At 42.9% G+C, this 569-nt stretch carries 1 protein-coding gene and 1 pseudogene; both read right to left on the bottom strand.

Annotation, left to right across the window (positions count from 1 at the left end; genetic code table 11):
• Positions 1 to 291: undecaprenyl-diphosphate phosphatase (locus ACS8FC_RS19670; RefSeq protein WP_439298026.1), on the bottom strand; the 291-nt coding region annotated here is incomplete at its 3' end.
• An 85-nt stretch (positions 292 to 376) separates the two neighbouring features.
• Positions 377 to 569: pseudogene (locus tag ACS8FC_RS19665) on the bottom strand (tRNA (adenosine(37)-N6)-threonylcarbamoyltransferase complex dimerization subunit type 1 TsaB); the annotation flags it as partial.

The following is a 569-nucleotide window of genomic DNA, read 5'->3' as shown; positions in this document are numbered from 1 at the left end:
AGTAGAGACAATCAGACTGAGTCCCAGCTGCCTAGGATTGGTCATACCTTCTGCTTTGCCTGTTATGAGGCCCATCAATGCTTGCCACAGTCTGCCCCAATAGTCATATATCACTGCCAAAATAGCGCCAAGCTGTACCACCACAACAAATAAATCAACTTTTTCTTTAGTCCAGAAACCCATTACATCTGCTGATAAGATCAAATATCCCGTGCTAGAGATGGGTAAAAACTCAGTGATACCTTCCACGATACCCATGATGACAGCTTGAATTAATAACAGTATATCCACAATGACTTTCCTAAAAACAGGCCGATTGGCTGTCCTATGTTGACGTTGATTTTATATTGATTAATGCTTAAAAAATACTCAAAAGCTATGCTTTACCTTGCTCTTTGAGTGTTTTCCAAGCTTGGTTACGTAGATATTTTGGTAGTGCTTGCGCTGCCTCCGTACCACCATCATTTGCAAACTGGGCAATACCAAGTTGCCCGATGATAGCAGCGTCTGGCCAGACATCTTCATGGCACACTTGCTGATCTTGTCGTGCTAATAGCATCGCGCCATTG

Source organism: Psychrobacter sp. 1Y4 (genome assembly GCF_051847555.1).
The sequence above is the reverse complement of the archived record's forward strand: the minus strand, read 5'-3'. Positions and strand labels throughout refer to the sequence as shown.